General features: G+C 65.2%; 24 protein-coding genes. 16 read left to right on the top strand and 8 right to left on the bottom strand.

Annotation, left to right across the window (positions count from 1 at the left end):
- Window positions 1–3: 3 nt before the first annotated feature.
- Complete coding sequence (locus PCJ21_RS19220) at window positions 4–1,455, top strand: aldehyde dehydrogenase (RefSeq protein WP_269933047.1); 1,452 nt, start codon at window positions 4–6, stop codon at window positions 1,453–1,455.
- Between the two features lie 39 nt (window positions 1,456–1,494).
- Window positions 1,495–2,256 (top strand): SDR family NAD(P)-dependent oxidoreductase, encoded by a 762-nt coding sequence (locus tag PCJ21_RS19215; RefSeq protein ID WP_269933046.1) that lies wholly within the window; start codon window positions 1,495–1,497, stop codon window positions 2,254–2,256.
- A gap of 9 nt (window positions 2,257–2,265) precedes the next feature.
- On the opposite strand, the gene PCJ21_RS19210 is transcribed toward PCJ21_RS19215, so the two are convergent.
- Together PCJ21_RS19210 and PCJ21_RS19205 are read right to left on the bottom strand one after the other, a co-directional pair.
- The gene (locus PCJ21_RS19210) at window positions 2,266–2,799 is read right to left on the bottom strand and encodes a 2,4'-dihydroxyacetophenone dioxygenase family protein (RefSeq protein WP_269933045.1); all 534 of its coding nucleotides are present in this window, start codon (window positions 2,797–2,799) and stop codon (window positions 2,266–2,268) included.
- Between the two features lie 31 nt (window positions 2,800–2,830).
- A complete protein-coding gene (locus PCJ21_RS19205; protein ID WP_269933044.1) occupies window positions 2,831–4,558 on the bottom strand; it encodes a thiamine pyrophosphate-requiring protein in 1,728 nt (575 codons plus the stop codon).
- 122 nt (window positions 4,559–4,680) lie between these two features.
- On the opposite strand from PCJ21_RS19205, the gene PCJ21_RS19200 reads away from it, so the two are divergent.
- Window positions 4,681–5,454 carry an IclR family transcriptional regulator gene (locus PCJ21_RS19200; protein ID WP_269933043.1) on the top strand — a complete coding sequence of 258 codons (774 nt, stop codon included), beginning with the start codon at window positions 4,681–4,683 and terminating at the stop codon, window positions 5,452–5,454.
- A gap of 108 nt (window positions 5,455–5,562) precedes the next feature.
- Here PCJ21_RS19200 and PCJ21_RS19195 read toward each other — a convergent pair whose 3' ends face one another.
- Window positions 5,563–6,594 (bottom strand): trans-3-hydroxy-L-proline dehydratase, encoded by a 1,032-nt coding sequence (locus tag PCJ21_RS19195; protein WP_269933042.1) that lies wholly within the window; start codon window positions 6,592–6,594, stop codon window positions 5,563–5,565.
- Between the two features lie 283 nt (window positions 6,595–6,877).
- On the opposite strand from PCJ21_RS19195, the gene PCJ21_RS19190 reads away from it, so the two are divergent.
- The 9 genes from PCJ21_RS19190 (at window position 6,878) to PCJ21_RS19150 (ending at window position 14,719) form a co-directional block, all read left to right on the top strand.
- Window positions 6,878–7,033 (top strand): hypothetical protein, encoded by a 156-nt coding sequence (locus PCJ21_RS19190; protein WP_269933041.1) that lies wholly within the window; start codon window positions 6,878–6,880, stop codon window positions 7,031–7,033.
- Window positions 7,030–7,527: a peptide deformylase gene (locus PCJ21_RS19185; protein ID WP_269933040.1), complete on the top strand. Its 498-nt coding sequence runs from the start codon at window positions 7,030–7,032 to the stop codon at window positions 7,525–7,527. Before PCJ21_RS19190 ends, PCJ21_RS19185 begins: the two co-directional genes overlap by 4 nt.
- Before the next feature lie 450 nt (window positions 7,528–7,977).
- Window positions 7,978–8,127, top strand: a complete 150-nt coding sequence (locus PCJ21_RS19180) for a hypothetical protein (RefSeq protein ID WP_269933039.1) — start codon at window positions 7,978–7,980, stop codon at window positions 8,125–8,127.
- Window positions 8,128–8,138: 11 nt separating this feature from the next.
- Window positions 8,139–9,107 (top strand): ABC transporter permease, encoded by a 969-nt coding sequence (locus PCJ21_RS19175; RefSeq protein WP_269933038.1) that lies wholly within the window; start codon window positions 8,139–8,141, stop codon window positions 9,105–9,107.
- A 16-nt stretch (window positions 9,108–9,123) separates the two neighbouring features.
- Window positions 9,124–10,074, top strand: coding sequence for an ABC transporter permease (locus tag PCJ21_RS19170; RefSeq protein ID WP_269933037.1), 951 nt, complete (start codon window positions 9,124–9,126; stop codon window positions 10,072–10,074).
- Window positions 10,075–10,079: 5 nt separating this feature from the next.
- A complete protein-coding gene (locus tag PCJ21_RS19165) occupies window positions 10,080–11,273 on the top strand; it encodes an amidohydrolase family protein (protein WP_269933036.1) in 1,194 nt (397 codons plus the stop codon).
- The gene (locus tag PCJ21_RS19160; RefSeq protein ID WP_269933035.1) at window positions 11,270–12,766 is read left to right on the top strand and encodes an amidohydrolase family protein; all 1,497 of its coding nucleotides are present in this window, start codon (window positions 11,270–11,272) and stop codon (window positions 12,764–12,766) included. The genes PCJ21_RS19165 and PCJ21_RS19160 overlap by 4 nt, the downstream gene beginning before the upstream one ends.
- Window positions 12,759–13,742 carry an ABC transporter ATP-binding protein gene (locus tag PCJ21_RS19155; protein ID WP_269933034.1) on the top strand — a complete coding sequence of 328 codons (984 nt, stop codon included), beginning with the start codon at window positions 12,759–12,761 and terminating at the stop codon, window positions 13,740–13,742. Before PCJ21_RS19160 ends, PCJ21_RS19155 begins: the two co-directional genes overlap by 8 nt.
- Window positions 13,739–14,719 carry an ABC transporter ATP-binding protein gene (locus PCJ21_RS19150; protein WP_269933033.1) on the top strand — a complete coding sequence of 327 codons (981 nt, stop codon included), beginning with the start codon at window positions 13,739–13,741 and terminating at the stop codon, window positions 14,717–14,719. The genes PCJ21_RS19155 and PCJ21_RS19150 overlap by 4 nt, the downstream gene beginning before the upstream one ends.
- Before the next feature lie 17 nt (window positions 14,720–14,736).
- On the opposite strand, the gene PCJ21_RS19145 is transcribed toward PCJ21_RS19150, so the two are convergent.
- A complete protein-coding gene (locus PCJ21_RS19145; RefSeq protein WP_269933032.1) occupies window positions 14,737–15,414 on the bottom strand; it encodes a GntR family transcriptional regulator in 678 nt (225 codons plus the stop codon).
- A 136-nt stretch (window positions 15,415–15,550) separates the two neighbouring features.
- Here PCJ21_RS19145 and PCJ21_RS19140 point away from each other — a divergent pair, with 136 nt between their 5' ends.
- Both PCJ21_RS19140 and PCJ21_RS19135 read left to right on the top strand, forming a co-directional pair.
- Window positions 15,551–16,186, top strand: a complete 636-nt coding sequence (locus PCJ21_RS19140; RefSeq protein ID WP_269933031.1) for a flavin reductase family protein — start codon at window positions 15,551–15,553, stop codon at window positions 16,184–16,186.
- A 12-nt stretch (window positions 16,187–16,198) separates the two neighbouring features.
- Complete coding sequence (locus tag PCJ21_RS19135; protein ID WP_269933030.1) at window positions 16,199–16,948, top strand: aspartate/glutamate racemase family protein; 750 nt, start codon at window positions 16,199–16,201, stop codon at window positions 16,946–16,948.
- 107 nt (window positions 16,949–17,055) lie between these two features.
- Here PCJ21_RS19135 and PCJ21_RS19130 read toward each other — a convergent pair whose 3' ends face one another.
- On the bottom strand, window positions 17,056–18,531 hold the full coding sequence (locus PCJ21_RS19130; protein ID WP_269933029.1) for an amidohydrolase family protein: 1,476 nt from the start codon (window positions 18,529–18,531) through the stop codon (window positions 17,056–17,058).
- A gap of 192 nt (window positions 18,532–18,723) precedes the next feature.
- Between PCJ21_RS19130 and PCJ21_RS19125 the strand changes: the two genes are divergently transcribed.
- Both PCJ21_RS19125 and PCJ21_RS19120 read left to right on the top strand, forming a co-directional pair.
- The gene (locus tag PCJ21_RS19125; RefSeq protein ID WP_269933028.1) at window positions 18,724–20,292 is read left to right on the top strand and encodes an ABC transporter substrate-binding protein; all 1,569 of its coding nucleotides are present in this window, start codon (window positions 18,724–18,726) and stop codon (window positions 20,290–20,292) included.
- Between the two features lie 124 nt (window positions 20,293–20,416).
- A complete protein-coding gene (locus tag PCJ21_RS19120; protein WP_269933027.1) occupies window positions 20,417–21,904 on the top strand; it encodes an amidohydrolase family protein in 1,488 nt (495 codons plus the stop codon).
- 8 nt (window positions 21,905–21,912) lie between these two features.
- On the opposite strand, the gene PCJ21_RS19115 is transcribed toward PCJ21_RS19120, so the two are convergent.
- Genes PCJ21_RS19115 through PCJ21_RS19105 form a run of 3 tightly spaced genes read right to left on the bottom strand, consistent with a single transcriptional unit; the run spans window position 21,913 to window position 25,608 of the window.
- Window positions 21,913–23,355 (bottom strand): amidohydrolase family protein, encoded by a 1,443-nt coding sequence (locus PCJ21_RS19115; RefSeq protein WP_269933026.1) that lies wholly within the window; start codon window positions 23,353–23,355, stop codon window positions 21,913–21,915.
- Entirely contained in the window at window positions 23,348–24,439 is a 1,092-nt protein-coding gene (locus PCJ21_RS19110; RefSeq protein ID WP_269933025.1) for an amino acid ABC transporter permease, read from the bottom strand. Before PCJ21_RS19110 ends, PCJ21_RS19115 begins: the two co-directional genes overlap by 8 nt.
- Window positions 24,440–24,441: 2 nt before the next feature.
- Window positions 24,442–25,608, bottom strand: coding sequence for an amino acid ABC transporter permease (locus tag PCJ21_RS19105; protein ID WP_269933024.1), 1,167 nt, complete (start codon window positions 25,606–25,608; stop codon window positions 24,442–24,444).
- Between the last annotated feature and the right edge of the window lie 48 nt (window positions 25,609–25,656).

Below are 25,656 nucleotides of genomic sequence, written 5' to 3'. Positions count from 1 at the left end.
GAGATGGAAGTGCTGGGACTTTCAATTGCCAACGAGGACCAGGGCGCCTCTGACGGTCGTACCTTCGAACGCGCCAACCCGATTTCGGGCGAAACCGCGACCGTGGTCGCCGCGGCGACCGTCGAGGACGCGCGGCGCGCCGCCAATGCCGCCGCCAAGGCCTTTCCGGCATGGTCGGCAACCGGTCCGGGCGCGCGCCGCAAGATCCTGCTGGCTGCAGCAGAGCGCCTGCAGGCCAAGGCGCCCGAATTCGTCGCCGCCATGGCCGCCGAAACCGGCGCCACCGCCGGATGGGCGATGTTCAATGTCGGCCTCGCCGCCGACATGCTGCGCGAGGCGGCCTCGCTGACGACCCAGATCGCGGGTGAGATCATTCCGTCAAACCGTCCGGGCAGCCTCGCCATGGGCATCCGCCAGGCGGCCGGCGTGGTGCTGTCGATCGCGCCGTGGAACGCGCCCGTCATCCTCGGCGTGCGCTCGCTTGCCACCCCGCTCGCCTGCGGCAATACGGTGGTGATGAAGACCTCCGAAATCTGCCCGCGCACACATCGGCTGATCGTCGATGCGCTGCATGAGGCCGGGCTCCCGGCGGGTGTGCTGAACGCGGTTTCCAATGCGCCCGACGATGCGCCCGAAATCGTCGAGTCGCTGATTGCACATCCCGCCGTGCGCCGCGTCAACTTCACCGGCTCGACCCGCGTCGGCCGGGTCATCGCCGAGACCGCCGGCCGATACCTCAAGCCTGTGCTGCTGGAACTCGGCGGCAAGGCGCCGTTCATCGTGCTGGACGACGCCGACATCGAACAGGCAGTCGCCGCCGCCGCCTTCGGCGCCTACATGAACCAGGGCCAGATCTGCATGTCGACCGAGCGCATCGTCGTCGACGAGAAGATCGCCGACGAATTCGTCACCGCCCTCGCCGCCAAGGCGCGCACGCTCGAAGCCGGCGATCCCCGCAACGGCAACACGCCGCTCGGTTCGGTCGTCGACATCGGCGCGGCCAACCGCATCGACCAGCTCGTCCGCGACGCCGTGGCCAAGGGCGCGGTGCTTGCAGCCGGCGGCGGCATCGACCGCACTATCGTCCAGGCGACGTTACTCGACCGGGTGACGCCCGCAATGCGCATCTATGGCGAGGAGAGTTTCGGCCCGGTGGTGACGGTGGTGCGGGTCGGCAGCGTCGACGAGGCCGTCAGGGTCGCCAACGACACCGAATACGGGCTGTCATCCGCCGTGTTCAGCCGCGACATCAACCGCGCCATGGCAGTGGCCCGGCGCATCGAATCCGGCATCTGCCACATCAACGGACCGACTGTTCACGACGAGGCGCAGATGCCGTTCGGCGGCGTCAAGGATTCCGGCTACGGCCGTTTCGGCGGCAAGGCCGGCATCGCCGAGTTCACAGAGCTGCGCTGGATCACCATCCAGGACGGTCCGTTGCATTATCCGATCTGATGTGAACTGCATTCATGGTCCCGGAGGGGGGAGTGGGGAATGGGCGCGCTGCTTGAGAAGAAGAACTGCATCGTCACTGGGGGGGCGGGCAGTCTCGGCCTCGCGGCAGCGCGCCTGTTCCTTGCCGAGGGAGCCAACGTCGTGCTGGTCGACCGTGATCGGCACGCACTGGAGCAGGCAGCCACCGACCTGCCGACGGAGCGGATCGCCCTTGCCGTGGCCGACGTGTCGAAGGCCGCAGACAGCGAGGCCTACGTGGCGGCGGCGGTGGAACGCTTCGGCCTCGTCGACGTGTTGTTTTCCAACGCCGGCAATTTCGGCGTCGTCGCCCCCATCGGCGACTATCCCGAGGATGTCTTCGACGCGGTGCAGGCGGTGCATGTGCGCGGCGCCTTCCTGGCCGCCAAATACACAGTTCCCAAGATGCGCGACGGCGGCAGCATCGTCATCACCTCCAGCGTCGCCGGCATGCGCGGCGACCCCGGCGTCTACGCCTACATCACCGCCAAGCATGCCCAGATCGGGCTGATGCGCTGCCTTGCCAAGGAGCTGGCTCCGCGCCGCATCCGCGTCAACACCATCCATCCCGGGCCGATCGACAACGGCTTCCAGCACGCCGTCGAGGCCGGGCTGGGCCGTGCCACCGGCGTCGACGGCGCCGCCTTCTTCAACGGCATTATCCCGCTCGGCCGCCATGGCACGGCCGAGGAAATCGCGCGCTCGGTGCTCTATCTCGCCTCCGAGCAGAGCAGCTTCACCACCGGCACCACCCTGATGGTCGACGGCGGCATGAACGTGTGAGCCCCCCGCTCAGCGGAACAGCTTGTCGATATAGCCCCGGCCGAGCCCGACCTTGTCGTAGTGGTCGCGGCACATGGCGATGTAGTTGTGGACGTCGAAATAGCCGTCAGGCTCGCCAGTCTCGTCGAGCCAGATCAGCGGCCCCTTGACCTGGAAGAACACCTTCATCGGATCGGGGTGCTCATAGGCGACGAGCGTGTGGCCCTCGCCCGGCGTTTCATAGACGAAATCGCCGGCGGTCGCGGTCCAGTCGTGCTCGAGATAGCCCCACTTGCCGGAGATGGTGTAGGCGAACACCTCGTGCGGATGATAGTGGCGGTTGACCAGCCCCGGCCCCTTGGCCATCAGGATGTCGCACCACTTGTTCTGTGTCGGCGAGATCCACAGCGGGCGCGAGGACACCGTATCGGTGAACGGCACGTAGAAGCGCTCGTCCTCGGTCGCGGCGTCGGCCATGTAGACCTCGGGCAGCGCATCGGGCTGGAACACCTTGCTGATCGGCTTCAGGTCTTTCCAGAATTCGTTCCTGGCGAGTTCGGGCATCTTTGATCCTTTCTCTGCTGGGCATGCCTGTTCAGGGCCGGACGCGGACGTCGAGCAAGGCGAGTGTCCGGTGTGTTTCGATGTGGCGTATGGCGTCGTCCAGCGCCCGTTCGAGATCGGCGCCATCAGTGACGGTGCGCGCATAGGCTCGGCTTGCCTCGGCGATTCGGGCGAAATCCGGGATCGGCGACAGGCCGGTCAGCGGCATGGCGTTGGCGCGCGCGGCGTGTCCGTCAGGATAGATGCCGAGCACCGACTGGCGCACCGCGCCCCATTCGGCATTGTTGAGGATGACGACGAGCAGTGGCAGCTCCAGCGCCTCTGATATCTGGTGGCAGGCGACGGGATTGGAGAAGATGTAGGAACCGTCACCCATTGTGGCGACGACGAGCCGCCGCCGGTCTGCGAGTTGCATGCCGAGAGCGGCTGGAAACGACCACCCGAGCCCGCCCGAATGCGGCTCCTGGTACCAGCTGCCGCGCCGACTGAGCGTCATCGGCGCCAATGGGCAGCCGAGCTCGGAAAGCACGGTGGCATCGCGGTTTTCGATGGCGCGCGACAGGCACAGGCTGACCCACTCCTTGCTCATCGGCGCGCCGTTGCCGCGTTCGGCTGCGGCGATTGCCGCAGACCGCGTGCCGGCGTTGGCGGCGGCGATCCTGTCGCGACGCGCAGCAATCACTCCCGCGCATTCGGCACGTTTCGGCTCCATTGCGGCGCGCAGCGCGACGATGCCTTCGCCGACATCGCAGGCAATGCTGATGTCGGAGCGGAAATGGCGCACCGGGACGCGGCAGTAGAGCGGGTCCTGGCCGAGATGGACGATCGTGCAGTCTGCACGCGGCTCTTGCTGGTTCGGCGACCACGGCGCCAGCGCGTCGATGACCAGGATGGCATCGGCCTCTTCGAGCAGCGGGCGCGGATCCGGTGCGGCCGACATCGGATGATCGGTCGCGATGGCCAGCTGCACCGCCCAGTATTGGCACACCGGGATGGCCCATTCCTGCGCCAGCGCGGCAAGGGCCGCAAAGCCTGCATCGTCGCCGGCCCCGCGCTGCGCGAAGATCACCGGATGGCGGGCAGCGGCCAGGAGCGCCGCCGCCGCCGCCAGATCGTCCGGATGGGCGGCCGCCTTGGCCGGCGCAACGCTCGATGGCTTGTCCAGGCCCTCGATCGGACAGGTTTCGCACAACACCTCGCGCGGCAGGCTGACATAGACCGGGCCGCGCGGCGCCGAGCCGGCAATCGCCATGGCGCGGTCGACCACCTCGGCAACCTGCTCGGGAAAGCGCAGCTCGTAGTCCCATTTGCAGGCCTCGCGCACCAGCGCCGCCTGGTCGCGCATCTCCTGGCCCCAGCCGATGGGAACCGTGCGCGAGCCGAGCCGCCCCTTTTCGGTTGTTGGCGTGCGGCCCGAAAACAGCAGCATCGGGACATGCTCGGTCGCCGCGTTGATTGCACCGATGGCGCAATTGGCGAGGCCGACATTGGTGTGGGCCATCACCGCCTGGGCGCGCCCGGTCGCGAGAAAGTAGCCGTGCGCCATGCCCATGGAGGCGGACTCGTGCGGCATCACTAGTGCCTGCGGCAGCGCCACGCCGCGGGCTTCCGCTTCCGCCAGCCCCTCAATGATCGGGGGGAAATCGGTCCCCGAATTGGCGAAGATGTAGTCGACACCAACCGCCTTCAGCCGCGCCAGAAGAGCACCGCCCGCCGTGATGCGCCGGCTGCCGCCTGCAACTCCCTCACCAGTGTCCATCGTTCAGCCAACTCGCTTGCGCACGGCGCTATATTGCTATATTTAAAATCTTATTTCTGAATAAAGTTTGCCAGCCTTCTAACGACTGGTCAAGCTTTCGATGGCGTTTTGAGGTATCGGCGATGGTCACCCAGTTGAACGGCTCAGTGGTCAAGGCCTTCGACATACTCCGCCTGTTCAGCGCCGACCGGAACGACGTCACCACGGCCGAGGTCAGTGGCGAACTCGACCTGAATTTCGTCACCGCGCATCGCTTCCTGCGCACGCTCGAGCATGTCGGTGCGCTGGTCGCGGTATCCAAGGGCCGCTACCGGCTGAGCTACGCCTTCGTCGACCTCGGCGACCGCGTGGCGGCGGGCGACCCGCTCGGGCGCATCCTGCAGCCGGTTCTCAATGCGATGACCACCGACCTGCAGGAGGCTTCGATGGCCACCGCCTTCCAGGCGGATATGGTGGTCTGCATCGCCCGCGCCATGTCCGGCCGGCAGCTGTCGGTCGACATCCGCGTCGGCAGCCGGCTCGAAGCCTGGTGTACGGCGCATGGCAAGACCTGGCTCGCCTTCATGCCGGAACGCCAGAGGCGGCAGTATCTGGAGACAGTGGAGCGTACGTCATTTACCCGCAACACCATCGCCGACCGCACGGCCCTGGAGCGCAGCCTGATCGATGTCCGAGCGGCAGGCTACGCGATCAACGATGGCGAGCGCGAAGAAGGTATTCGCGCGGTGGCCGTGCCGCTGTTGGCGCGGGGCGGCAAGATGGTCGCCGGCCTGTCGGTGTTCGGCCCGGCGTCCCGAATGACCGACGAAACAATGGAGCGTGCGCTAAGACGGCTCAGGCAGGCCGCCGACGAGGCCCGCGTCGCGCTGTATGGCAAACAACCTGACACGCCCTGACCACAGGCTCGTCCGGGACAATTTGCTTTGCGTCCGGATTGCCGCGAAGGCATTGTGCAGTTCCCCATCAAAGCGGCGGCCGACGCGCATCATCTCCGAGACCTGAGCCTACTGCCTGCGCGGCCAGGTGTCGGCGAGCCGGTAGCCCGCCGGCCAGGGATCGTCGGGATCGAGCATCACCTGGTGCGTGCCGGTGATCCAGGCGCGTCCCGAGATTTCCGGAACGATCGCCGGCCGGCCGGCGACAGACGTCTCGCCGATGATCCGGCAATCGAAGGTCGAACCGATGATCGAATGGCCGCTGAAACGCTGGCCGACCTTCATCAGCCCGCGTGCGTGCAGCACGGCCATGCGCGCCGAGCAACCGGTGCCGGTGGGCGAGCGGTCGAGCTTGGCGGGCTGGATGACGACGGTGTTGCGGCCATGCAGGACGCCATCCTTTTCCTCTACAGGAAGTGCCAGTTGGCAGAACGAGATGTGGTCCCATTCGGGGTTTTCGGGATGCGAGAAGCCGAGCTGTTCATTGGCGGCGCGGGTGATCCTGATGCCGGTTTCAGCCAGTTCGCGCGCCTCGTCGGGCGTGACGGAAAAGCCCAGCGCCCGCGCGTCCGCAATGACGAAGCTGTCGCCGCCATAGGCTGTGTCGACAGCCAGCGTGCCCAGGCCCTCGACTTCGAGCTTTGCGTCCAGCCTGTCGGCGAAGGACGGCACGTTGGTGACCGTGATCCGCTCGGCTTTGCCATTGCGGCAGCTCGCCACGACGTCGACGAGACCGCCCGGCGCCTCAAGCACAAAGCGCGTTTCCGGCTCCTGCATCGGCACGATGCCGCTGTCGAGCAGCACGGTCGAAACACAGATCGAATTGGAACCCGACATCGGCGGCGTGTCTTCCGGCTCCATGATGATGAAGCCCATCGCGGCGCGCGGATCCTTCGGCGGCACCAGGAGATTGATGTGGCGGAACACCCCACCGCGCGGCTCGTTGAGCACGAAATTGCGCAGCGCCTTGTCTTCGGCGATGAAGCGCCGCTGCTCCCACAAAGTGTTGCCGGGCGGTGGCGCGACACCGCCGACGATGACGTCACCGACTTCGCCCTCGGCGTGGCACGAAACGATGTGGATCACCTTGCTTGTGCGCATCCTTCGCCTCCTCGAGAATTCGCGATGTTCCCGGCCGCTACGATGCCAGGTTCCCGCATCGTGCCTCGATCCTGCGAGTTTGGCACCCATAGAAGAATCGGATCCAACATATGATCTGGAACATGCAATTGTGCGGGAAGAAAATGCTGGGCATGTTGCCCCCTGCCACCGCAACGCCTATCACCGAGCCTTCGCCGTTTGCCGCAATCCTGCAAGGTTTGGACCGCAATGAACCTGGAGACCGTCGATATCAGGCAAGCCGCATCGGCGGCCGATATCGTCTATGAGGCGCTGCGCAAGGCGATCATCGAGGGCGACCCCCGCCGAGGGCGAGCAGAACGGCCTGATCACCACCCAGCGCTACGCGCTGGTCGCGTTCCTCGAGGAAAAGCCGCAGGCGATGCCTGACACCTTCATTGCCGACGGGCCAACCACATGAGCGTTCGCCCGATCGTCAGGTTTCCTGACCCTCGCCTGAAGCTCGTCGCCAGCCCGGTCAGCGATTTCGGCGCTGCCCTGCGCACCCTGGCCGACGACCTGCTCGACACCATGCGCGCGGCGCCGGGCGTCGGCATCACCGCCCCGCATATCGGCATCCCGCAGCGGCTGGTGGTACTCGAACTGTCGCCGCAGCAAGGCGCGCGCGTCTACGTCAATCCACACATCGTCTCAGCCTCGGAGGAGAAACTCCGCCATACCGAAGGCAGCGTTTCGATGCCTGGCGTAACCGACGAGATCGAGCGCCATGCCTCTGTCGAAGTCGCCTACCAGGACCTCGACGGCACCGCGCATCTGGAAAAGGCCGAAGGCTTCCTCGCCGTCTGCCACCAGCACGAGATCGACCAGCTGGACGGCGTCTTCTGGATCCAGCGCCTGTCCAAGCTCAAGCGCGACCGGCTGATCAAGCGCTACGAGAAACTGCTCAGGCCCTGAGTCCTCGCGCAAGGCGGCAAGGCAGTGGGACGTCAAGTCCGGACGCAGTCGCGCCACAGTCTGCGCCGTTCATTGGCAAGCATCCCCGGCGGTCCCGGCAATGCGCAATCGCTGCCCTCCCTTCACGGCACGCTTCACCTCCCCAAATACCCATGCGCAACGTGCGCCGCGGGTCATTTCCCGCTGCGGGCGTTTCAACCGCTCACAAATAGTCGCCCAAAGCACGGCGAAATTGTCGACAAAGCAGTTGACAATTTGATCCGGCTTTTGAATATGTCAGGATGACGGATGGGGCGCCCTGGCGTGGAAACTCCATCGGACGGCCGATCAACAGAGGCGTGATGAGGAGGCGCGTGGTACCGGCCGCCTCGCAGACCGCCTCAGTCATTTCGGCCCGACAATAACGACCTTCGAGAAACGGAGGCGCCACCTCACATGGGAGGATAGAGGATGTTCAAGACCTTGCCATCGACGCGGCTCCGGTTCGGCACTGCCGCCCGCAGCGCCTGCCCTGAAACAGCTGTCCGCGCCAGCGCCGGGCGCCCGGCGCATCTGGCGGCTCGCCTGCGCGGCGCCACGCCCGCCGCCCTGCCCAACTGAAGAGGCTTAACATGCTGGTCTTCATCATCAGCCGCATCGCCAATGCCATCATGGTCATGCTTGCGGTTGCCATGCTTGCATTTCTCATTTTCCGCTTCGCCGGCGACCCTGTCGAGCTCATCGCCAACGAACAGATGACCCAGGCCGACCGTGACGACCTGCGCCAGCGCCTGGGCCTCAACGACGGCCTCGCGACCCAATTCGCGCGCTTTGTCGGCAATGCTGCGCAGGGCGACTTCGGCATCTCGTTCCGCAACGGCCAGGACGTGCTGACGCTGATCGGCGAGCGTTTTCCGGCGACGCTGGAGTTGGTGCTGGTGGCGACGCTGATCTCGCTGGTGGTCGGCATCCCGATGGGTGTGCTGACCGCCATCAAGCGAGGGCGATGGTACACGGAGTCGCTGCAGTTCCTGTCGATCATCGGCGTTTCGCTGCCAAGCTTCGTCGTCGGCATCCTGCTGATACTTGTCTTTTCGGTCATCCTGGGCTGGTCGCCCGCCTTCGGCCGCGGCGACGTCGTCCAGATCGGCTGGTGGTCGACCGGGCTGCTCACCCCGTCCGGCAGGGCGGCGCTGATCCTGCCGGCCATCGCGCTGTCGCTCTACCAGATCACCCTGACCATGCGCCTGGTTCGCGCCGAGATGCTCGAGGTGCTGCGCTCCGACTACGTGAAGTTCGCCCGAGCCCGGGGCATACCGCGCTGGCGCGTCTACTTTCGCCATGCGCTCCGCAACTGCCTGATGCCGGTCGTCACCATGACGGCGATGAACGTCGGTTCGCTGATCGCGTTTGCGCTGATCACCGAGACGGTGTTCCAGTGGCCGGGCATGGGCATGCTGTTCATCCAGGCCGTGACCTTCCTCGACATCCCTGTCATGGCCGCCTACCTGTGCATCATCTCCTTCATCTTTGTCGCGCTGAACACGCTGGTCGATATCGCTTACGCGGTCATCGATCCGCGCCTGCGCACCGCACACTGAACCCGGGGACAAGTCGATGACGACCGACGTTTCGAAAACCGCCGCCCCGCCCCGCCCCAGCCTTTTGCAGCGCATGCGCAACAGCGATGTCTGGTGGTCCTTTACCCACAACAAGTCCGCGATGATCGCCGCGGGCGTGTTTGCCCTGCTTATCGCAACGGCGGTGCTGGCGCCGCTGATCGCCCCGCAGAACCCCTATGACGCCGCCCAGCTCGATATGTGGAAGGCGGAGCTGCCGCCGCTGTGGCAGGAAGGCGGCGAATGGCCCTACTTGCTGGGCACCGATACGCAAGGCCGCGACATGCTGTCCGCCATCCTCTACGGCACGCGCATTTCCATCGTCATCGGCCTCGTGTCGGTCGCCCTGTCGCTGCTGATCGGCATGACCGCCGGTCTGGTCGCCGGCTTCTTCGGCGGCTTCATCGACAACATCCTGATGCGCATCGGCGACATCACACTGTCGATCCCGACGATCCTGATCGCCATCCTGGTGTCAACAGTGGTGCGCCAGTTGCTTCCCGCCGACTTGCGCGAGATCGGCGCCTCGGCCGTGCTGGTGCTGGCCATCTCGCTGTCATCATGGGTACAATATGCCCGCACGGTGCGCGCCCAGACCATCGTCGAGCGCAACAAGGAATACGTGCAGGCAGCCAGGCTGCTGAAGGTACCCTCGCGCCGTATCCTGGCGCTGCACATCCTGCCCAACACGCTGACGCCGGTGCTGGTCGCCGCCACGCTCAACTTCGGCATGGCGATCCTGACCGAGGCAACGCTGTCGTTCCTCGGCATCGGCATGCCGCCCGGCCAGCCGTCATTGGGAACGCTGATCCGCATCGGCAACCAGTTCCTGTTCTCCGGCTCGTGGTGGATTGTATTGTTTCCGGTGCTCCAGCTGTGCCTGCTCGTCGTCGTCGTCAACCTGCTGGGCGACTGGCTGCGCGACGTGCTCAATCCGAAACTGAGGTAAGCGCCATGACCAACCTGTTGCTGCGCAACGTCCGCCCCTACGGGCGCGAGAACTGCGACATCCTGATCCGCGACGGTCGGATTGTCGGCCTCGGTCATTTCGAAGCGGAAGCGGGCATGCCGGTCGAAGACGGCAAGGACGCCATCGCCATCCCCGGACTGATCGACGCGCATACCCATCTCGACAAGACCACCTGGGGCTTGCCCTGGCACGAAAACAACCGCCGCGCCGTGCTGCGCGAGCGGATCGATTTCGAGCGCGAAAACCGCGTCACCGTCGGCATCGACCCGCACCGCCAGTCGATGCGCCACGCCATCGGCCTCGCCGCCCACGGCGCGACCCACATCCGCAGCCACGTCGACATCGATCCCACGCACGGCCTGTCGATCGTCGACGGCGTGATGGAGACGCGCGAGAAGCTGAAGGGCGTCATCGACATCGAGATCGTCGCCTTCCCGCAATCCGGCCTGATGGTGATGCCCGGCACGCTCGAGCTATTGGACGAGGCGCTCGGCCAGGGCTGCGAGGTTCTCGGCGGCATCGACCCCTGCGGTATCGACCGTGACCCCAAGGGTCAGCTCGACGCCATCTTCGCGCTTGCCATCAAGCACCAGCGCCCGATCGACATCCACCTGCATGAGGCGGGCGATCTCGGCGCCTTCACCATGGAACTGATGTTCGAGCGCATCCGCGCCAACGGCATGCAGGGCAAGGTAGCCATCAGCCACGCTTTTGCGCTCGGCATGAACGACTATCTGCGCGTCGGCCAGCTGATCGAGCAGATCGCCGAGCTCGACGTCGCGATCCTGACGACCGGCGCACCATCGGCCACGGTGCCGTCGATCATGCGCCTGAAGCAGGCCGGCGTGCGCGTTGGCGCCGGTTGCGATGGCATCCGCGACACCTGGGGGCCATGGGGCCAGCCGGACATGCTCGACCGCGCCAAGATCGTCGGCATGAAGAACGGGCTGCGTTCGGACATCGAGCTTGAGCACGTGCTGCACATCGTTTCGCAGGGCGGCGCCGATGTCATGCGCCTCGAAGGCTACGGCCTTGCCCAAGGCTGCAACGCCGATCTCACGCTGCTGACCGGCGAAACGCTTGCCCATGCGGTCGTCGACGTCGCGCCGCGCCCGCTTGTCGTCAAGGGCGGTCGCGTCACCGCGCGCAACGGCCAGGCCACCGTGGAAATGCCATGACCAGACAGGTTCTCGACACACTCGAACTCGGCAAGCGTCCCGACGGGCGCACGCTCATCACCGCAGCCTGGGTGCTGGCACACAAGGATGGCGGGCACCGCCTGATCCCTAACGGCGAGGTCGTCATCGACGGCGGCGAGGTCATCCATGTCGGCGCCGGCTTCCCCGGCGAAGTCGCACGCCGCATCGATTTCGGTGCCGCCCTTGTCAGCCCGGGCCTGATCGACCTCGACGCCCTGTCGGATCTCGACACCACCATCCTCGGCATCGACCATCATCCCGGCTGGGCCAAGGGCCGTGTCTGGCCACGCCACTATGTCGAGGCCGGCCCCTACGAGATGTACTCGCAGGAAGAGCTGGCCTTCCAGAAGCGCTTCGCCTTTGGCCAGTTGCTGCTGAACGGCATCACCACCGCCGCCCCCATCGCCTCGCTTTTCTATCGCGAGTGGGGCGAGACGGTCGCCGAGTTCGACGCGGCGGCCGACGCCGCCGGCGATCTCGGGCTTCGCGTTTATCTCAGCCCGGCCTACCGCGCCGGCGGCATGGTGCTCGAGGCGCCCGGCCGCACGGAAGCGGTGTTCGACGAAAAGCGCGGCCTCGCCGGGTTGCGCGACGCTGTCGACTACATCGGCCGCCAGACCGGCCGCCATGGCGATCTGGTGCGCGGCCTTCTGGTGCCCGATCGCGTCGAGACCTGCACGGAAGAGCTGCTGCGCCAGACCCAGGCCGCTGCTGCGGAACTCGACTGCAAGATTCGCCTGCACATGGCGCAGGGCGCCATGGAAGTCGAGACCGTGCGCAAGCTGCATGACGCCACGGCGCCGGTCTGGCTGGCGCGCAATGGCCTGCTGAATGACCGGCTGATCGCGCCGCACGCCACCAACGCCACCGACGAGGACCTCGGTCTCTACGCCGGGAACGGCGTGTCGATCGTGCATTGCCCACTGGTTTCGGCCCGTGGCGGCAGCACGCTGAACTCGTTTTCGAAGTGCAAGGAGCGTGGCATCAACATCGCCATGGGCACGGATACGACGCCGCCGGACATGCTGATGAACCTGCTCGTCGGCCTGATCGCCTGCCGTATCAACGACCGCGCGCCGGACCGCGTGCGCTGCGCCGACCTGTTCGACGCGGCGACGCTCGGAGGCGCAAAGGCGCTTGGCCGGAGCGACCTTGGCATTCTGGCAGCCGGAGCACGTGCGGACATCGCCGTGTTCGGGCTCGATGACGTCGCCATGGCGCCGTCGATCGACCCGATCACGACTTTGGTGGTCGGCGGTTCGGGCAAGGTTACCCAAGCCGTGTTTGTCGACGGTCGCCTGTCGATGCGTTTCGGCGAGGTCGCCGGCATCGACATGAAGGCCGCCCGGCAACGCGCGCAGCAGCAGTTCGACGGGCTGATCGCCAGGTATCCCGAGCGCAGCTGGGGCAATCCGCCCGTGTCGGAAATCTTCCCGCCCAGCTACCCCATCGAGGTCAACAGCAATGGCTGAAGCAGAAAACGCAGTGCTTGAGGTTCGCAACCTCAAGGTGGAGTTTCCGGGTCGCCGGGGGATCGCGACCGCGCTTTCCGACGTGAGCCTCTCCATACGCCCCGGCGAAATCCTGGGCGTCGTTGGCGAATCGGGCGCCGGCAAGTCGATGACCGGACTTGCGGTGCTCGGTCTTCTCGAACGTCCCGGCCGGATCGCCGGCGGCGAAATCTGGCTCGCCGACCGCCGCATCGACCAACTCAACGACCGCGAGATGGAGAAGATCCGCGGCCGCGAGATCGGCGCCATCTTCCAGGACCCGCTGACCTCGCTCAACCCGTTGTTCACCGTGGGCGCGCAGTTGACGGAGACCATCCGCCTGCATCTCGGGATGAACAAGGCCGAGGCCACCGCCCGCGCCATCTCGCTGCTCAAGGACGTCGGCATTCCCTCGCCCGAAGAACGCATCAACCAGTATCCGCACCAGTTCTCCGGTGGCATGCGCCAACGCGTGGTGATTGCCCTGGCACTCGCCGCCTCGCCGAAATTGATCATCGCCGACGAGCCGACAACCGCGCTCGACGTTTCGATCCAGGCGCAGATAACCTCGCTGCTGCGCAAGCTTTGCAAGGAAAAGCAGACCGCCGTGATGCTGGTGACGCACGACATGGGCGTGATCGCCGAAACCGCGGACAGGATCGCTGTGATGTATGCCGGCCGGCTCGTCGAGATCGGGCTGGTCGAGCAGGTGCTGCACGCGCCGCAACATCCCTACACGCGCGGCCTGATGGCTTCGATCCCGGCGCTTGGCGCGCGTGTCGAGCGGCTTAACCAGATCGACGGCTCGATGCCGCGGCTCGATGCGATCCCCGAAGGCTGCGCCTTCGGCCCGCGCTGCAAGCAGGCCGGACCCCGTTGCCGGCGCGAGCGGCCAAACCTGCTGCCGGCGGGTTCCGGCGCGAGCGCGTGCTGGATAAATGCAGGAGGCACCGCATGAACGTCATGTCCAAACAGACCAATTCGGCCCTCAGCGTCGACCGCCTCGTCAAGACGTTCGACGTTTCGGCACCCTGGCTCAATCGCGTCGTCGAGCGCAAACCGCGCCAATACCTGCAGGCGGTCAACGACATCAGCTTCGAAGTGCCGAGGGGCGGCTGCCTGAGCCTGGTCGGCGAAAGCGGCTGCGGCAAATCCACTGTCGCCCGCCTGGTGACCGGGCTCTACCGCCCGAACAGCGGCGACATCAGCTTCGCGCTGGACAAGGACGGCGAACCGCTGTCGGCGCAGATGATCTTCCAGGACCCCTATGCATCGCTGAACCCGCGCTGGCGGGTGAAGAACATCATCGCCGAACCTATCCGCGAACTGAAGCTACGCAACTCCGCAGCCGAGGTTTCCGAGCGGGTGGTGGAGCTGTTGAAGACGGTCGGCCTGTCGGCCTCCGATGGCGAAAAATTCCCGCACGAGTTCTCGGGCGGGCAGCGCCAGCGTATTTCCATTGCCCGCGCACTGGCAAGCGAGCCGCGCTTCCTCGTCTGCGACGAGCCGACATCGGCGCTCGACGTCTCGGTGCAGGCCCAGGTGCTCAACCTGATGCGCCGCCTGCAGGACGAGTTCGGCCTGACATATCTGTTCATCAGCCACGACATGAGCGTGGTGCGCCACATGTCGGACCGCATCGCGGTGATGTATCTCGGCCGCATCGTCGAGGACGGCGAGACGGAGGAGCTTTTCGCGCGTCCTCGCCACCCCTACACGCAGCTGCTTCTGCAGACGATCCCGAACATCGACAACCCGAACCGGGACCGCGAGGTTGCCGGTGGCGAGGTGCCGAGCCCGCTCAAGCCGCCGTCCGGCTGCCCGTTCCATCCACGGTGCCCGATTGCGACCGCGCAGTGCTCCAGCGAACTGCCTGCAGTGCGCACGCTCGCCAGCGGAACGCGCGTGGCCTGCCATCTGGTGGGAGACGAATGATGCGGCTGCGGGCCGGACTATGCCAAGGCGGCCCGCAAGTCGTGGGAGATGTCGCGCACTTCCCTCAAATCGAGCTCGGCTTCCACATGCTCGAGATGATGTTCCATGACCGCCCCCGCCTTGGCGAAATTGCCCTTGGCAATCGCCTCGACGATTTCGTCGTGTTCGTCCGGTCCGCAATTGAAGCGGGCCGTGTTGCGGTAGACGGCGGTGATCAGCGACGTGCGCGAGATCAGGTCGCGCATCATGCCGAACAGGAAATCCGAGCCGGAAATCTCGGCCAGCAGCAGGTGGAATCCGCCGGACAGCTTGATGATGTCGGTGGTAACATCCTTGGCACTGGCGATCCGCTCCTGGGCGACGTGGTTGCGCAGGCGTGCAATGTCGGCCTTCGAGATGGTGGTCCCGATCCGCTCGACAACGCAGGCCTCTACCGACCGGCGCACAGCGAACACGTCCTTGGCCTCCTCGACGGAGGGCTGGCAGACGAACGCGCCACGGTTGGGAATGATGGTGACGAGCCCCTCGCGCTCCAGCGCCGTCAGGGCCTGGCGGATGCGGGCGCGACTGACGTCGAAAATGGCGGCCAGCTGGCCCTCTTTCAGCTGAACGCCAGGACGCAGCCGGCGCTCGGCAATCGAGAGCCATACTTTTTCGACGATCTGCTGGGTCGAAACGCTTGCTTGCTCGGTCATGAAAACTATGCCCCCACCAAGGCCGACATTCGCCATGCATAATAAAAAGTCAACATGTACAGAGATTAGCTGAATCGCTCATTGCTGACAATTATTTATCAGATTGTGTACCAATGATGCAGGACTGAGAGGACGAATGGAGTTCGATTTTACAAAGCTGGAGATGGACAGCCGCTATCGGCTGCTGACCAACTTCATTGGTCCGCGGCCGATCGCGCTCGTCACCACGCGCTCGCCGAGCGGGCGCAGCAACGCCGCACCGATGAGTTTCTTCAACGTCTTCTCGCACGAACCGCCCATCGTGGTGCTTGGCATCCAGCCGCGCCTGTCGGGTGAGGAGAAGGACACCGTCGCCAACATCAGGCGAACCGGTGAGTTCGCGGTGGCCATGGTCGACATGGCGCTGTCGCAGCAGATGCTCGTCTGCGGCCTTGGCTTCGACAGCGAAGTCGACGAGCTCGAGGTGGCCGGACTGCCGACCGCCAAGGGCGCGCAGATCGATGTCGACTGCATCACGAGCGCACCATGTTCCTTCGAGTGCCGGGTCGAACGGCTGATCGAGTTCCCGCGCCGCGTGCTGGTGCTCGGCGAGGTCGTCCACATGCATGTGCGCCGCGATTGCCTGGACGAGGCCGGGCGCTATGTGAACCCCGAGGTCTATCAGCCGATCGCCCGGCTGCATGCCGACAACTACATCACATCCGACCGCCAATTCGTGCTCAAGGCGCCCGCGATCGCAGACGTGCTGAAGGCCGACGAGAGTGGCGAATAGGGATTAGAAAACGTGCACATTCGCCTGATCAACCCAAATTCAACGGCTTCCATGACCAGTCAGGTTCTGGAAAGCGCGCAACGTGTCGCCAGCGCCGGAACGCATGTGACCGCGGTCAACCCGACAAGGTCGCCGGTCAGCATCGAAGGCAGCGTCGACGAGGCGGTCGCTGTCCCGGACATGCTGTCGGAAATCCGCATCGGCGAGGAACTGGGCGTCGACGCCTATGTCATCGCCTGCTTCGATGACCCCGGCCTGCATGCCGCGCGCGAGATGGCCAAGGGGCCGGTGATCGGCATCTGCCAGGCGGCCGTCCAGGTTGCAATGACGATCAGCCGCCGCTTTTCTGTCGTCACCACGCTGCCACGCTCGGTGCCGATCATCGAGGACATCGTCCAGGCCTACGGCGCGGGACATCATTGCCGCGCCGTGCATGCCATCGACCTGCCGGTATTGGGTCTGGAAGAAGACCCTGAAACCGCCGAACGCTTGCTGATCGAGGTGATCGAGCGCTCCAAGATCGAAGATCGCGCGGAAACGATCATCCTCGGCTGCGCCGGCATGTCGAGCCTGTGCGAGCGCCTCGCCAAGGCGACGGGGGTTCCTGTCATCGACGGCGTGACTGCCGCGCTGAAGATCGCCGAGGCGCTGGTCGGCGCGGGCTATTCGACCTCCAAGGTCAACGCCTACAACTATCCGCGCCAGAAGGATGCCGGCGCTGCCTGCAGCGCTGCACCGCAGCGCCTGGCCGTGAACGGCTGACAGCATCGGCTCATCGCAGGATGGGCCGGCCGCTTCCGACTCTCCGGGAACACCGAACATGAAAAGCCCACCCAAGGTGTCCCCTGGGCGGGCTTTTTGTCCGATACTCAGACTTCCGGAGGCGCTGGCGGCACCACCGGCTCGTCGAACGTCCGGCTGAGCTGGCCCCAGCCGGGGCTGTGCATATGCGCCTGAAGGCCCGCGCGTTCGACCAGCGCACGGGCTTCGCGCTCGCCGAAATCGAGCGCCTGATCGACGTCGGCCGTCAGCACCTTGCCACCCTCCATCAGGATCTTGCCATCGACGATGACGGTCTCGACGTCGCTGCCGAGAACCTGATGTGCTAGGCGATGGATCACCATCCAGTTCGGCGTCAAATGCGGCTGGCGCATGTTGATGATGGCGATGTCGGCCTTCTTGCCGACTTCCAGCGACCCGATCTCGTGGGCCATGCCGAGCGCCCGGGCCGCCTCGATGGTGATCATCTCGAAAAGCTTGCCTGGCGGCAGCAGATAGCGGTCGTGGTTTGCCAGCAGGTGCTGGGTGTACTGGGCCAGCCGGGCTGTCTGGAACATGTCGAAGTGACGGCTGGGAGAAACGCCGTCGGTGGTGATGGCTACCGGAACACCCCTTGCGATCATGTTGAGGATAGGCGTGGAACGTCCGGGAGGCGCATGCGTCACGAAGGTGCCAGTTTCGGCCAGGATGTCGATCTCCTGGTGCGAGATGCCCCAGCAATGCTGCAGGTGCACGTCCGGGCCAAGAAGGGCATTTTCCTTGTCCTGGAACGCCATGCGGATCTGGCCGGCGAAAGCGTCGGAGTGGATGCGCACACCCCACTTGCGCGCCGTCTCGCGCACCCGCCGCGCCTGCATGCGGTCGTTGTCGGTCAGCTTCACCGCCTGATCGGGCGTCGACATGTTCGACGGGTCGAGCGACGGCACGATGGTAAACGGCGTGATGAACACTTTGATGCGCCCGTCGGCGCTGCCGTCCAGTTCCTGGATCGTCGCTTCCGCGCCCTCGATCATCTCCTCGAACGAAACCTGCCGGCGCACCGGGCTTCCGGTTTCCCAGCGGGTCACGCTGTGCGGCCATGGCAGCCCGGCCGGGCCGACGCAAATGATCTCCCGGAGGCCGATCTCGCCATAGGCCCTGGCATGGTTGCTGGCGAAAACCGGATCGTCGCTTCTGGGCATCGACGAGATGATGCTGACGCCCGTGGTGACGCCGGCACGGAGCCGTTCGAGCCCCGACACCAGTCCATCCGCGTACCAGTAATCGCGGGTCGTATAGTGATGGTAGGCCGGCGTTACGATCCGCATCCACATCGAATTGGTGTCGGCGGCGATGCTGCGGATCAGCACGTGGCCGGCATGTCCGTGCGCGTCGATCAGGCCCGGAATGATGAGCTTGCCGCGGCAATCCATGACCTTCTTGTCTTGATGCCTCGCCTTGAGGTCGGCGCTGGCACCAATGTCGACAATCCTGTCCCCGGAAATGGCGATTGCACCATCCTCGATGATGCGCCTGTCGGGGTCTACGGTGACGATGGTGGCGTGGAGCAGTAGCAGGCCGTTCAAGCGGTTCCCTCCCATAATGCCGGCGCGCTACACAAACGCGGCCTCCGACCGGCTGGCGGGCAGCAACTGGACCGCACACAGCATTCGACCATTTTGCTACCGATGTCGGCAATTTACGTCAACAATATTGTTGACAATCCTGTCATTCGTTACGATGCTGCAGGCAGGAAGTGCGATCCCCGGGAGGTAACAATGGCTCGCTTGAAGAAACTCATCCTCGGTGCAATGGCGGCAGTCGCCATGGCCGGTCCGGTCAGTGCAGAGACGCTGCGCTGGGGCAGCCGAGCCGACATCTACTCGCTCGATCCGGACTCGGTTCCGTCGACGTCGAACCTGGCCTTCCTCAATCACATCTATGAAGGGCTCGTCCGCTACGATGCCAATTTCGCCATCGAGCCGGCGCTGGCCACCGAGTGGAAACTCGTCGACAACAAGTACTGGCGCTTCACCCTGCGCAAGGGCGTCAAGTTTCATGACGGCAGCGACTTCACTGCCGACGACGTGATTGCTTCGCTGACGCGCGTCACCGACCCGACCTCGCCGCTGCGCGGCAATATCCCGCTCTATGTCAGCAGCAAGAAGGTGGACGACTACACGGTCGATGTCGAAGTGTCGGCGCCAACGTCGCTCTTCCTCAACGACATGACCAACATCTTCATGTTCAACGCCAAGTGGCTGAAGGACAACAACACGGAAAAGCCGACCGACTTTGCATCCAAGGTCGAAGGCTACGCCACCCACAACACCAACGGCACCGGCCCGTTCAAGCTCGAGAGCCGGCAGCCGGACAGCAAGACCGTGCTCGTCGTCAATGACGGGTGGTGGGACGAGAAGAAGCACAATCTCGACCGCATCGAGTATCTGCCGATTTCGTCACCGGCAACGCGCGTGGCCGCCTTGCTTTCAGGCGAAGTCGACCTCATCGATTCCGCGCCGATCCAGGATCTGCCGCGGCTTGAATCCTCTCCCGACATCACGGTCAACAAGCGTACCGAACTGCGCACCGTATTCGTCGCCTTCAACCGCAAGGAAAAGCTCGAGGACGGACGCCCCAATCCGTTCAACGACGTGCGCGTTCGCCAGGCCGTCGAGGCCGCCATCGACCGCGACCTCATCAACGCCAAGGTGATGCGCGGGCTTGCTCGCCCGTCCGGCTCGGTGATCGCTCCGGAAATCGCCGGATATTCCAAGGCGCTCGACACCTACAGCCCGGCTGACCCCAAGCGTGCGGCGCAGTTGCTGGCCGATGCCGGCCACAAGGACCTGCCGTTTACCTACACCTGCATGAACGACGAGAGCATCAACGAAGAAGACTTCTGCGTCGGCATCGCCAACATGCTGAAGCGGGCAGGCTTCCAGCCGAACATCGACATCGCGCCGCGCGCCGTGCAGACCCCCAAGCGCACCAACGGCAAGGCCGACATGTTCAACCTGAGCTGGGCCAACGAGCCGACGCTCGACGCCTACTCGCTGCTCGCGCAAGTGCTGTCGACCAAGACCGGCAAGGTCGGCGTTTCGAACTATGGCGGCTGGTCCTACCCGGAACTCGACAAGCTGGTCGAGCAGGCCGTGCATGAGCCGGACAACGCCAAGCGCCTGCAGCTTGAAGAAGCGGCGCTGAAGCTTGCCAAGGATGAAGTCCTGCTCGTCCCGCTGCACCAGCAGCCGATCGCCTGGGCCATGCTCGGCAAGGTGAAGAACGTCGACTTCCGCGCCGACAACAAGCCTCGCCACTGGCACACCCAGATGGCCGGCAAATAAGCGCGGCCGGCTGACTCCCAAGCTACTGGGCGTTTCATCTCCGGGTGAAACGCCTTTTCTTTTTTGACCTCGCCATCACGGACCGGGCGCGGTCGAGATTCCACGCATGACGGAATGAGTTGCCATGACACGCCCGACCGACCTGACCCTTGGCCAGCGGCCCGCGGGCCGCACCCTGATGACCGCTGACTGGCTGCTCGCCTATCACGACGACGGCCACAGGCTGGTGCCGCGCGGCGAACTTGTCATGGAGGATGGCAAGGTCATCTTTGCCGGACGGCGCTTCGATGGCGTCGTCGCCCGCCGCATCGATTTCGGCAGCGCCCTGATCAGTCCCGGCCTGATCGACCTCGACGCTCTCTCCGACATCGACACCTACGGCCTGGTGACCGACAACCAGCCGGGCTGGGCCAAGGGCAGGATCTGGCCGCGCTCCTATGTCGAGCGCGGGCCCTACGAGATGTACACGCCGGAGGAACTGGCTTTCCAGAAACGCTTCGCCTTCGGCCTGCTGCTGCTCAACGGCATCACGACGGCCGCGCCGATTGCCTCGCTCTACTACCGCGAATGGGGCGAGACCGTCGCCGAATTCGACGCCGCGGCCGATGCCGCCGGCGACCTCGGCCTCCGCGTCTTCCTCAGCCCGGCCTATCGTTCGGGCGGCATGGTGCTGGAAGCGCCTGGCAAGATGGTGCCGATGTTCGACGAACAGAAGGGCCTTGCGGGCCTCGCCGACGCTGTCTCGTTCATCGAACGGCAGCACGGTCGCCATGGCGGCCTGGTCAACGGTATGCTGGCGCCCGACCGGGTCGAGACCTGCACGCTTGAGCTGTTGCGACGGACGATGGATGCGGCACGCGACCTCGACTGCCGGGTGCGCATGCATCTGGCCCAGGGCAAGCTCGAGCTCGAGACCATGCACGCGCTGCACGGCGTGTCCGGGCCGCAGTGGCTGGCCGACAACGGCCTGTTCAATGAACGCCTGATCGCGCCGCACGCCACACATGCCTCCGAGCGCGACCTCCAGCTCTACGCCGAACACCGCGTGTCGATCGCCCACTCGCCGCTGGTGTCGGCGCGCATGGGCGGCACGCTGAATTCGTTCGCGGCATGCCGCAAGCTCGGCATCAACATCGGCATGGCGACCGATACGGCTCCGCCCGACATGCTGATGAATCTCCTGATGGGCCTGGTCGGCTGCCGCGTCAGCGAGAAGGCCTCCGATGCCGTGTCGAGCGCCGAGCTGTTCGACGCGGCCACGCTGGGCGGCGCAAAAGCACTGGGCCGGACGGATATCGGCCGCCTGGCGTCCGGCACGAATGCCGACATCGCGGTGTTCCGTCTCGACGACCCCTGCATGACGCCGACAATCGACCCCATCACCACCCTGGTCCTGGGCGGTTCGGGCAAGGTCACGCAGGCGGTGTTTGTCGACGGGCGGCTGTCGATGCTCGATGGCGAGGTCGCCAACCTCGACATGCGCGCGGCACGTGAACGCGCGCAACGCCAGTTCGATGGCCTGGTCGCCAAATACCCTGACAGAAGCTGGCAGCACCGGCCGGTGTCCGAGCTCTTTTCGCCGAGCTATCCGCTCCTGGCCGAAGGCGCCTGAGCGAGCGCCTAACTGCCGAACACGGGCAGCGACATCGGCGCCAGTTCGGCGATGCCGCGCCCTTTCGGATCGTGCAGCCCCGCACGCGCGCAGGCCCATTGCTGCAGCGACTGCACTTCGCGGACCGCCGCGTCACAGTCGAGCTGCGTCGGCTTGCCGTGATCGACTGTCAAGCGCCCGTCGACATAGACGCGCTCGACCGCGCGCTCGGCGGCGCAATGCAACAGGCTGCGCAGCGGGTCGTAGACCGGCCTCATAGACGGTACGGTCAGGTCGATGACGAGCAGGTCGGCCTTGGCGCCGACGCTCAGCCTGCCGATGTCGGTGCGGCCAAGCGCGCGCGCTCCGGCAAGTGTCGCGGCATCGAAGATGTCGCCCGTCGCGATATCGAAGACGCTCTTTGCGCCAAGCCGCGAGCAGATCAGCGCCTGCCGCATTTCCTCGAGCATGTTGAACGGGTAGCTGTCGGTGCCGATGGCGACGTTGACGCCAGCGCGGCGATAGGCGCCGAGCGTCTCCAGCGCCATGCCGCTGCGGGCGAAGGTCACCGGACAATGCGCGACCGACGTGTTCCGCGCGACCAGCGTCGCAAGGTCGTCCTCGGTCCGCTGCCTTGTCCAGGAGTGATGGTCGGCGAAGATGCAGTGCCCCAGAATAACGTCGCCGCCCAAAACACCGAGCCGGTCGAGATATTGAACGGCTGTCAGGCCCGTACGGCGCAGCAACTCTTCATGCTCCGCCATGGTCTGGGCCGCATGAATGGTGATCGTCATGCCGCGCTTGCGCGCCTCATGCGCGGCGTCGGCCAGCAGGTCTGGCCGGCAGGTTTCGACCTGCGACGGCGCGACGACGCCATCCAGCCGCCCGCTTGGATGCGCCCTCGCCCGGTCGGCGAAATCCAACGCCCGGGCAAAAGCGTCGCGGCCGGCCTTGTCGTTCCATTCGAAATCGAGCCGATGACTGTCGTGCACCACCCAGTCAGCCTGGCGGAAGCCGGGTGCAAGATAGCCGCGCACCCCGCTTTGCGCCGCGACATCTAGCCAAATTTCATGGGCGCCGGCGATATCGAGCACGGTCGTCGCTCCCGAGCGCATCAGGTCGCCGAGCATCACCGTCAGGCAAGCGGCGCGCGCATCCTCGCCGCCGTCGATGACGCCGGAATATTCGTACATCGCCTGGCCCCAGAGAGCCGCCGTGCCGACGTCTTCGAAAATGCCCTTGGCCAGCGGCTCGTCGTGCGAATGGCAATGGATGTCGATCAGGCCGGGCATGACCATGCGCGACTTGCCCGAGATCTCCGTCGCGGCTTGACCTTCAAAACGCCCGCCGACACACAGGATGCCGGTTTCGTCGAAGGCGACGTCGCCGCCATGGCGGTAGACCTGCCGGTCGCCATCGGGGTCATAGGCAACAATGATTTCGACGTCGCGAATGACGGTGATTTCAGTCATGACCCACTCTGAAGCGTTTCTCGAGGAAGCGGCTGTAAGCGCCCATCAGCGCACTGAACACGAAGTAGACTACTGCCGCGAAGACGTACCCCTCAAGTACGGCGATGCCTTGCCAGTTGGGATCGCGCAATGCGGTGCGCACGGTGTTGAGGAAATCCAGCAGGCCGACGATGGTGACCAGCGTGGTGTCCTGGAAAAAGCCGATGAACAGCGAAACCAGCGGCGGAATGACCATCTTCAGCGCCTGCGGCACGGTCACCAGCACCGTGTATTGCCAATAGTGCAAGCCCAGGGCCTGGGCTGCTTCCGTCTGGCCGCGCGGCAGGGCCTGCAGCCCCGCCCGCACGATCTCGGCGATATAGGCCGCCGCAAACAGGATGATCGCGACCTGGGCGCGCAGCAATTTGTCGATGGTCATGCCTTCGGGCATGAACAGCGGCAGCATGACCGAGGCCATGAACAGGATGCTGATCAGCGGCACGCCCCGCACCAGTTCGATGAAGGTGATGGCGAGAACGCGGATCGCCGGAAGGTTCGACAGGCGCGCGAGCGCCAGGAGGATGCCGAGCGGCAAAGCGCAGACGAGACCGACGAACGTCAGCATGAACGACAGCGGCAGGCCGCCCCATTGCGATGTCGGCACCGCGCTGAGCCCGAACGCACCGCCGGCCATCAGCCAGAACAGCACCGGCAGCAGCGCTACCCAGGCGACAAGCAACGACCTGCCCCATAGCCGCGGAATGCCCGAGATCGCCATGGCCGCAATGAACAGCAGCGTCGCCAGCAGCGGCCGCCACTGTTCGTCGAAGGGATAGATGCCGAACAGCATGTAGCGCATCTTGGCGGCGAGGTATGGCCAGCAGGCTCCCGAGCTTGCCTTGCAATCCTCGGGCGTGCCCTCGAACACCGCGTCAAGCAGCAGCCAGCTCACCGCCACCTTGGCGGCAAAGCCCAGCACGGCAAGGCAGACAAGCGTGACCACCGTGTTGCCCGGCGTACCGAAATAGGTCTTCGCCAGGGAATTGCGCTGCCTCGGCGGACGCATCAAGCCCTGGTCGGCCAGCGTTGCGGTGCGGTCGCTCATGGCTAGCGCCCCTTCAGCGCGACTTGCGCGTTGTACCAGTTCATCAGCAGCGACGTCGTCAGCGACAGGAACAGGTAGACCAGCATGAACAGCGCGATCGGCTCGATTGCCTGCCCGGTCTGGTTCATGATGTTGTTGGAGACCATCACCAGGTCCGGATAGCCGATGGCGATGGCCAGCGAGCTGTTCTTGAACGTCGTCACATAGATGTTGGTCAGCGGCGGCACGATGACCCGCAAGGCCTGCGGCAGGATCACCAGCCGCATGGTCAAGCCTTCCGGCAGCCCCAGCGCCTGGGCGGCCTCGCGCTGGCCCCTGCCGATGGCCAGGATGCCGCTGCGGACGATCTCGGCCACCGATGCCGAGGCGCCAAGGGTGAGCCCGAGCAAGAGCGCGACAAACTCCGGCTTGAGGTGCGCGCCGCCTGTCAGACGGAAGCGGCCGAGTTCGGGCCAGTCGAGCTGGGCGCTGACGTCGAACAGCAGCGCCGCTACAACGACGGGCGCAATGAACCAGCCGAGCGCCACCGGCCAGACCGGCCTGGCCTTGCCTGTCGCGATACGCTTGCGCTTTGCCGCGGCCTGCCAGGCGAACGCGGCAGCGAGCCCAATGCCGGCGGCGACCGCAAGCGCCCAGAAACCGGAGTTCCAGACGACGGCAGGCACGACCAGGCCGCTGTTCGAGACATAGACGCCGGGCAGCAGCGTGATTGCCTGCTTGACCGGCGGCAGGGTGAAGATGATCGCCGCATACCAAAGGAACAGGTAGAGCAGCAGCGGCACGTTGCGCAGCGCCTCGACGTAGAACAGCATCAGCCGCGACAGCAGCGGATTGCGGGACAGCCTGGCTATGCCGACCAGGGTGCCGATGATCGTTCCCAGCACGATCGCCAGCAGCGACACCTTCACGGTGTTAAGCAGGCCGACGAGCACCGCTCGCGCATAGCTGTCGCTCGGCTCATAGGCGATCGGCGTTTCGCTGATGATGAAGCCGGCCTCGCGGCCGAGATAGGCAAAGCCGGTGGCAATGTCCTGCTGGGCCAGGTTGCCGAGCGCGTTGCGCAACAGATACCAGACGCAGAGCGCGACGGCCGCGACGCAAATCACCTGATACGCCAGTTCGCGGGCGCGCCGGTCACGTAGCAGAACTATGGGCGACACGCCTGACATCCTCGCGGGGACCTGTTCCAGAAAGCGCGGCGCACATCACGGGACATG

Source organism: Aminobacter sp. HY435, from assembly GCF_027568395.1.
GTDB lineage: Bacteria > Pseudomonadota > Alphaproteobacteria > Rhizobiales > Rhizobiaceae > Aminobacter.
The sequence above is the reverse complement of the archived record's forward strand: the minus strand, read 5'-3'. Positions and strand labels throughout refer to the sequence as shown.